This window comes from Psychromonas sp. Urea-02u-13 (assembly GCF_002835995.1).
Taxonomy (GTDB): domain Bacteria; phylum Pseudomonadota; class Gammaproteobacteria; order Enterobacterales; family Psychromonadaceae; genus Psychromonas.
In genome coordinates, this window is record NZ_PJBZ01000087.1 from 25,389 (window position 1) to 31,508 (window position 6,120).

The window sequence follows — 6,120 nt, forward strand, 5'->3', positions numbered from 1 at the left end:
TAGTAATATTCAGAGTACTAAATGAATGCAATGGCTATAACAATAATGAATCTCATTTAGGTAACTATTCATAATGAGGTATGCTAGAATCGCCTCGTTATGGTCGCTTAACAGCGATTTTTCAGAGACTTGAAAGATATGGGAACACGGATAAACCGAGGCTGCCCCCGCAACTGTGAACGATAAGTTTTTAATAAAAACCACTGATTGTTTTGTAAAAAGAACGATTGGGAAGGTATTAAAAGCGTTGAATCGTGAGCCAGGATACCTGCTATGACACTCTAACCTGCTTTAGGCTAATGCACTGTTGCTTAGCTTTAATACAGGTACATCACCGTGGACGGGGCGTCCAATCAGGAGAAGTATTGTGTTACCTCATTTTCAGTTTGAGTGGTTTTATGCATCTACAAATTAAAGACTTAAGTTGGTCTGTAGGTGATAAAAGCATTTTAAAGCATATAAATTTACAGTTAGCTGCCGGCCAATTTATCGGTTTAATTGGTCCTAATGGCTCTGGTAAATCCTCTTTATTACGTTGCGCTTATCGTCGTCAACAACCCGACAGTGGTATTGTTTTGTTTAATCAAAACGATATTTTTACCCTACCAGCTAAAACCTTTGCCCAGCAAGTTGCTGTCGTATTACAAGAGTTCCCCGCGGAATTTGGATTTACGGTGTCAGAAGTGGTTGCGATGGGATTAACGCCACACGCTTCCTTTTTTTCATGCAGTAAAAATAACCTTGAAAAAGTAAATCAAGCGTTAAAAAAAGTGGGTTTACAAGATAATGCACAACAATGTTTTGACCACTTATCGGGGGGTGAAAAACAGCGTTGTTTATTAGCCCGCGCCTTAGTGCAAAAACCACAATTACTGATTTTAGATGAGCCCACCAATCACCTAGACATACAATATCAATTTGAATTATTAAGCTTGATTAAATCCTTAGGTATTTCGGTTTTATGTACTTTGCATGATCTGAACCTGGCCGCGCGTTTTTGTGATTATTTGTATGTCTTAAACAAAGGTGAAATCACCCAGCAAGGCACAGTGCAAGAAGTCTTAACACAGCAAACACTGGCTGAGCAGTTTTCTATGCACACCTTTGTTGACCAACAGGTTGCGACCCCCGTACCGCGCATCAATTATCTAAGCGCCATTTAACCCTTAAATGGCCATTTTTATAAATAACGGACTATCAAATGAAAAAAATAATGATCGCAAGTTTACTCTTTAGTAGCGTGGCAAACGCACATGTCAGCATTGATGTTTGCGGTGAGTCGCTTACCTTCGACAAAGTACCTACGCGTGCTGTGGCGAATGACATCAACATGTTAAAAATCATGCTCGCATTGGATTTAAAAGCCAATATGGCCGGTTATTCAGGCGTTTCTGCTCACCATAAAATGAGTGATGAAATAGCGATAAAAGTGGGTGACTTGCCTGAAATAGCGCCTCAATATCCAAGCCAAGAAAACCTCTTAAATGCCGATGCAGATTTTTATTTTGCAGGCTGGAATTATGGCATGCAAGTGGGTGGCATTATGACACCCGTGACACTCGCGCAGGTTGGCATTAAAACCTATGCCATCAAAGAGTCTTGTGCGCACGTACAACAACGTAGCCAAGTAACGTTAGAAGATACTTTTTATGATATTGCCTCTATCGCTAAAATATTTAAAGTAGAAAGCAAAGCCAAGGGGTTAATTGAGGATTATCAAGCACGTCTGGCAGAAGTTAAGTCAATGGTTACAGGTGTGACTGAAAAACGTGTTTTTGTTTATGATAGTGGCCAAGACAAGCCCTTTACTGCCGGTGCACTGGCGGTGCCTAATGCCATTATTGAAGCAGCCGGTGGCGCTAACATTATGCGTGATGTGGCTAAAAGTTGGACGCGTGTCAACTGGGAAGCGGTGGTGGATAATAACCCTGAACATATCATTATTATTGATTATGGCCAGCCTACTGCCATTGAAAAAATCGCCTTTTTGAAACGTTTTCCTGCCACTCAACACCTTGATGCGGTGCTAAACGACAGTTTTACGATTCTCACTTATGCAGCCGCTACCCCCGGTATCGAAAACATTGATTCCGTAGAGAAATTAGCGCGCGATCTTTACCCTAACAAGTTTAACTAATGCCATTATTTCGCCATCATACTGGGCCCCTCATTTTACTGTTAAGCGTGATACTCATATTGTCTGCTTTATACGTTACCTCGTTAGGTGCGGCCAACGTGCCCGTGGACACTATCTGGGCGATTATCCAGCACAAGTTATCTTTAGGTGATCAGCTAAGTAATCAGGCAGTCACTTGGACACGTGGCAAAGAAGCGATTATCTGGCAGATTCGACTACCGCGTATTTTACTCGCAGTGTTTGTTGGGGCGGGTCTTGCTTTGGTCGGTACCTGTTTACAAGCAGTCACACGCAACTCAATGGCCGACCCTTATTTGTTTGGCGCTTCTGCCGGTGCTTCGCTCGGGGCGGTGTTAGTGTTGTTACATGTAGGCCTGTTTCTTGGCCCTTTTAGCTTACCGCTAGCAGCCTTTTTAGGCGCGTTATTATCCATGTTACTGGTTTTGTTTGTCGCTCAGCAGGGCCAAGGGTTATCACAACAAAAGTTAATTTTAAGTGGCGTTGCGGTGCATTTTATATTGATGTCCGTGACTAACTATTTAATCTTTGCCGGTGAACAAAAAGCAGCTGTTTCAGCGATGTTTTGGATGTTAGGTGGATTAGGTGCGGCTCAATGGTCACAGCTTATTTTCCCTTTTAGCACGCTGTTACTCGCGTTAATTATTATGCTGAGTTGGTCGAAAAAATTAAACGCCATTATGGCCGGTGATGAAACCGCCACCACATTAGGTATTAATGTGAATAGAACCCGCATATTAGTGTTTCTTTTGTGCGCATTAGTCACTGGTGTGATGGTGGCCTTTAGCGGTGCTATTGGCTTTGTCGGTTTGATGGTGCCACACATTGTGCGTTTATTAGTGGGTGCGGATAACAGTAAAGTATTACCGGTGAGCGCATTATTGGGAGCATTGTTATTAGTCTGGGCTGATGCACTAGCGCGGGTGTTAATTGCCCCTCAAGATTTACCCGTGGGTATTGTCACGGCTATTTTAGGCGGTAGCTTTTTTATCTTTCTGATGGCCAAAAAATAACATTAACCCTCTAACGTATTGCCATTCAATACGTTAGAGGGTGACACAAACCAGCTTCACAGATAAGTCTAGGGCAAGCGCATTATTAATATGATCAAACAATTTAAATAAATTCAAAAGAAATTAGGCACGAAGAAAAAGAAGGTTAAAGAGCAAGTTGAATTTTTGCTCTTGGTTTCTTCGTGTTCCCTGCTTCTGTCTAACGGGGGTAACGAAGTGGCTTCGTGGTCGTTTTTATTGAAATTATAATGCGCTTATCGCGCTCGGTTAAGACGCAGTTTCTGCTCAACCATTTGGTCAATGGCACTTAATACGTTAAGACTTGCTTGCTCCATGCCTTTGATATCATCAACAATTTTCGCACGTACCGCTAAGTCATTTAACCAATCATGATCTAAATTCGCGATAGCCGCATTAATATACTGATGAACCTTAATATGCGGTTGTTCGATATTTGCATAACTATTAGTTTGGCTAAATACCGCGCCTTTTTCACCGTAGAACCACTGCCCAAACGAGCAATCACGGTAACCTGTTGTGACTAAATCACGACATGTTAGATCATCACGATTAGAGACAGAGCGATACGCGTTTTGTTTAAATACCATCAAATCAGATTTCGCCAATGAAGCAGAAGCTTGATCGTTAGCAACCTGCGCATAACTTTCAGTTTTTATTGACGAGACAAGTAACGCATCAATATTAGTTTGTACATCTTCAACCAACTTGTTCGCGTCACCCGTGAGTGTAATGGACTGTTCGGCTTGCTCCGTTATCTCAACCACACGTTTTTCAAAGCTGCGTAGAATCGTGGATATCTCAACAGCCGTTTGCTTAGTGCGCGAAGAAAGCGCTTTAACTTCATCGGCAACCACAGCAAAACCGCGCCCTTGGTCACCCGCACGAGCAGCCTCAATCGAGGCATTAAGTGCTAATAAGTTTGTTTGGTCTGCAATATCAGTAATCGTTGTTAAAGCGGCTGTGATTCTATCGCTATCTTCATTCAACACCCCGACCACGTTAGCCACAGAGGCCACGTTTTCACTAATAGTCAGTAAAGAGGTATTAATATTAGTCACCGCTTGCTCACTCTGCTGCGCCGACACTTTATTTTCTGCTGCTAAGTGTGAGACCTGATTAACCTCGTTATTAATGACATTTAACTCTGCTTGGCTACTTTCTAAGTCTTTAATCAGATACTTAGTATTAAGTTCATATAACTCACTGGTTAATGCATTTTTAGCAATATATTGTAGATTGTCCGCCATAGCTGCGAGCGACACATTAATGTTTTTTAATGAACTTTTGAGCACACCCGGTAGCGCGACCGGAAAAGTTTGTCGCGAATAGTTACTGTCTTTAGCATGGCGAAAACAGGTATTCACTTCATTAAAATAGCATTCAAGAATGTCCAAGAATTCATTTAATTCCCAGGCTATTTTTCCCACTTCACCTTGTTCATCGGCTTTAATGATTCGACCGCTTAAATAGCCCTGATTCGCCTCCGTTAATGCTTGGTTAATTTGCTTTAACGTCAGTAAATACTTTTTTACATCGCGGTATAATTTAAGCGCAATAAAGGTAATAACCATGGCGCAGGTAATATTTATCCAAGTGTTTATCGTGCTGATAAAAAGACTTAATAATAACGTCAACGCAGTGAACAGGAGTACACCGACATCTATTTTCAACTTACTTTCTAATAACGTAATATTGGCGATTTTTTTGTTTGATTTATGCATGCTTGAAGCTCTCTGTGAGGTAGGCATTATTATTTTCGCTACGATTTAGCATTGTATAAACTAATCACTAGATCCTGATACTCAACCTCTAGCGCCTGTAGTTGTGCGACAAGATAATCGAGTGATTGTTGTTCCGCTTGTTTATTTGATGTCGCCTTTTTTTCTATCGCTAACATCGCTTGATAAATAGGCTCAATGATGTTGATTGCAGATGCTGGCGGCTTTCTTCTCACAGAGTAAAATCCGGCTAACTTTCCTGCTTGGTTATATTCAGGTGTCACATTGGCAAATACCCAGTAATAACGGCCGTCTTTACGTAAATTTTTTACAAAACCAAAAAATTCTTGCTCCTGCTTTAAGGTTTGCCAAAGGAATTTAAACACCCCTTTTGGCATATCAGGGTGACGTATAATATTATGATTTTGGTGCACTATTTCAGCTTCAGAATAAAGTGCCATCTCCAGAAAAACGCGGTTGGCATAGGTAATATTGCCACGAAGATCCGTTTTGCTAACAATAAACTCCTCATCAGCCATCATTACTTCTTCATCAATCAGCACAATTGAAGCATTTGTTTTTTTCACCATGAGTTAAACACCTAAAGGTTAAAGTAACCATTACTTTTAAGTACCTAATAATACAATAGCTAGAAAAATTATGATGGTTAAAAACAATAATTATTCACCTAAAAACAGATCTCGTAGCGGTTTATCAAAAGAAAGTTAAATACACTGAAATCAAATGTAATTAGCTTTAAATTCAGCCCCTTATATTTACAAAATTAATAGCAAGCACATAACAAATATCACATTAACCCTCGCGAGCGCAAAGACTTAATAGATAATTAATAGAGTGCTAACAAAAACACTCCACAGTCCTGGAAATTAGCGTTTAAAAGGATCAACAATACTGACATACACACTGAGACTGTATATATTGTCCACATCAAGACTCAATCTGACTTATCAATAATACAGCAAATAAAATAGCTTTCTTTAGCTTAGGAATTCAAGTGCCACACTCTGATTTAAGCAATACAACAACACAATTGTTAATATTGAAACAAATATCAAATACCGTTGGTGCATACATATATAGCAAGGACCTACAAGGGAACTACACCTTTGCGAATGAAAGTGTATTACAACTATTCCAAACCTCTTTAGATCAAGTTCTTGGTGCTAATGACAGTCACTTCTTTGATCATATA

Annotated in this window: 5 protein-coding genes, 1 pseudogene and 1 riboswitch; of the genes and pseudogenes, 4 read left to right on the top strand and 2 right to left on the bottom strand. The window is 40.3% G+C overall.

Annotated elements, in window-relative coordinates; translation table 11 throughout:
* Positions 1 to 83: 83 nt before the first annotated feature.
* Positions 84 to 290, top strand: a riboswitch (cobalamin riboswitch).
* Between the two features lie 108 nt (positions 291 to 398).
* From CXF74_RS16880 to CXF74_RS16890, 3 genes are read left to right on the top strand one after another with little or no spacing between them, the layout of a single operon-like run.
* Positions 399 to 1,163, top strand: coding sequence for an ABC transporter ATP-binding protein (locus CXF74_RS16880; protein WP_157822438.1), 765 nt, complete (start codon positions 399 to 401; stop codon positions 1,161 to 1,163).
* Positions 1,164 to 1,201: 38 nt separating this feature from the next.
* On the top strand, positions 1,202 to 2,137 hold the full coding sequence (locus tag CXF74_RS16885) for an ABC transporter substrate-binding protein (RefSeq protein ID WP_101083701.1): 936 nt from the start codon (positions 1,202 to 1,204) through the stop codon (positions 2,135 to 2,137).
* Positions 2,137 to 3,168: a FecCD family ABC transporter permease gene (locus CXF74_RS16890; protein ID WP_101083702.1), complete on the top strand. Its 1,032-nt coding sequence runs from the start codon at positions 2,137 to 2,139 to the stop codon at positions 3,166 to 3,168. Before CXF74_RS16885 ends, CXF74_RS16890 begins: the two co-directional genes overlap by 1 nt.
* 254 nt (positions 3,169 to 3,422) lie before the next feature.
* Here CXF74_RS16890 and CXF74_RS22925 read toward each other — a convergent pair whose 3' ends face one another.
* Together CXF74_RS22925 and CXF74_RS16900 are read right to left on the bottom strand one after the other, a co-directional pair.
* Complete coding sequence (locus tag CXF74_RS22925) at positions 3,423 to 4,910, bottom strand: methyl-accepting chemotaxis protein (RefSeq protein WP_269800777.1); 1,488 nt, start codon at positions 4,908 to 4,910, stop codon at positions 3,423 to 3,425.
* Positions 4,911 to 4,948: 38 nt separating this feature from the next.
* A complete protein-coding gene (locus tag CXF74_RS16900) occupies positions 4,949 to 5,497 on the bottom strand; it encodes a PAS domain-containing protein (RefSeq protein WP_101083704.1) in 549 nt (182 codons plus the stop codon).
* Between the two features lie 425 nt (positions 5,498 to 5,922).
* Between CXF74_RS16900 and CXF74_RS22015 the strand changes: the two are divergent.
* A pseudogene (locus CXF74_RS22015) lies at positions 5,923 to 6,120 on the top strand (hypothetical protein); the annotation flags it as partial.